Genomic DNA, 1960 nt, shown 5'->3' with positions numbered 1-1960 from the left:
AAATTAATCGATATCATGAATAGCGCTCTCATGTCGCAATTCGGGTATCTCATACCGCGGCACAGCGTGTCTCACTGTGCTCGCGATCAGATGCTCCTCACTCGTATATGAGTGAATTCCTCTTGTTTGGATCGGATGAATGATTGCTATCATTCTCTGTTTAGATCGCAGAAAAGAATCGAGTCTGGAAGAGGATACTCTTCCATCTCTCTCCTATCGCTATGCGGCTCTCAAGGTACGCGGGTGCGACCCCGGGGACCGGGTGCTGCGGGGACGTATCCTGGCCAGACATCCACCGGACGGGCTCCTGCCCTCCATTCGAGTTAAAGTGTTTTCTCTCTAAGAACTTATCTCCCTAGAAAGGAGGTGATCCAGCCGCACCTTCCGGTACGGCTACCTTGTTACGACTTCACCCCCCTCACCCTCCACACCTTCGGCGCCTCCCCCCTTGGCGGTTGGGCCGGCGACTTCGGGTGCAGACGACTCGGGTGGTGTGACGGGCGGTGTGTACAAGGCCCGGGAACGCATTCACCGCGGCATGCTGATCCGCGATTACTAGCAACTCCGACTTCATGGGGGCGGGTTGCAGCCCCCAATCCGAACTGGGGCCGGCTTTCCGGGATCCGCTCCCCCTCGCGGGGTGGCATCCCTCTGTACCGGCCATTGTAGCACGTGTGCAGCCCAGGGCATAAGGGGCATGATGACTTGACGTCGTCCCCGCCCTCCTCCGCCTTGACGGCGGCGGTCCCGCGTGGGTTCCCGGCATCACCCGATGGCAACACGCGGCGGGGGTTGCGCTCGTTGCGGGACTTAACCCAACATCTCACGACACGAGCTGACGACAGCCATGCACCACCTGTATGGGCTCCTCTCGGCCACGGGGTCTCCCCCGCTTCACCCATATGTCAAGCCCTGGTAAGGTTCTTCGCGTTGCTTCGAATTAAGCCACATGCTCCGCTGCTTGTGCGGGCCCCCGTCAATTCCTTTGAGTTTTAGCCTTGCGGCCGTACTCCCCAGGCGGGACGCTTAATGCGTTGGCTGCGGCACGGGGGGATCGTCCCCCCACACCTAGCGTCCATCGTTTACGGCTGGGACTACCAGGGTATCTAATCCTGTTCGCTCCCCCAGCTTTCGCGCCTCAGCGTCGGTCTCGGCCCAGAGGGCCGCCTTCGCCACCGGTGTTCCACCCGATATCTGCGCATTCCACCGCTACACCGGGTGTTCCACCCTCCCCTACCGGACCCAAGCCGCGGAGGTTCCGGGGGCTTCGGGGGGTTGAGCCCCCCGCTTCGACCCCCGGCCTGCCGGGCCGCCTACGCGCGCTTTACGCCCAATGAATCCGGATAACGCTCGCCCCCTACGTATTACCGCGGCTGCTGGCACGTAGTTAGCCGGGGCTTCTTCTGCAGGTACAGTCTCGTCTCTTCCCTGCTGAAAGCGGTTTACGACCCGAAGGCCTCCGTCCCGCACGCGGCGTCGCTGCGTCAGGGTTGCCCCCATTGCGCAAGATTCCCCACTGCTGCCTCCCGTAGGAGTCTGGGCCGTGTCTCAGTCCCAATCTGGCCGGTCGGTCTCTCAACCCGGCTACCCGTTGTCGGCACGGTGGGCCGTCACCCCGCCGTCTACCTGATGGGCCGCGGAGCCATCCCCTCCCGTCGGGGCTTTAGCCCGGGCGCCATGCGGCACCCGGGGGTATCCGGTATTACCCGTCCTTTCGGGCGGCTATCCCGGGGGAGGGGGCAGGTTCTCCACGTGTTACTCAGCCGTTCGCCACTCGCTTCTGCCCGAGGGCAGGTGCCGTTCGACTTGCATGTGTTAGGCGCGCCGCCAGCGTTCATCCTGAGCCAGGATCGAACTCTCCGTCCAAAATATATGGGCCTCGAGCCCGTCCGGTCCTCTCAGTCATTCGCTGATCGGTTCCGTTCGATTCATATGGTTCTGTTTGATAGGAAAAGGAATT

At 61.9% G+C, this 1960-nt stretch carries 1 rRNA gene; it reads right to left on the bottom strand.

Annotated features, from left to right (window positions below):
• Window positions 1-359: 359 nt before the first annotated feature.
• Window positions 360-1866, bottom strand: a 16S ribosomal RNA gene (locus tag ACTQ40_RS10435).
• Between the last annotated feature and the right edge of the window lie 94 nt (window positions 1867-1960).

This window comes from Collinsella sp. Sow4_D11 (assembly GCF_052116465.1).
Taxonomy (GTDB): Bacteria; Actinomycetota; Coriobacteriia; order Coriobacteriales; family Coriobacteriaceae; genus Collinsella.
Note: the sequence above shows the minus strand (reverse complement) of the source record. Positions and strands in the feature narration are given on the sequence as shown.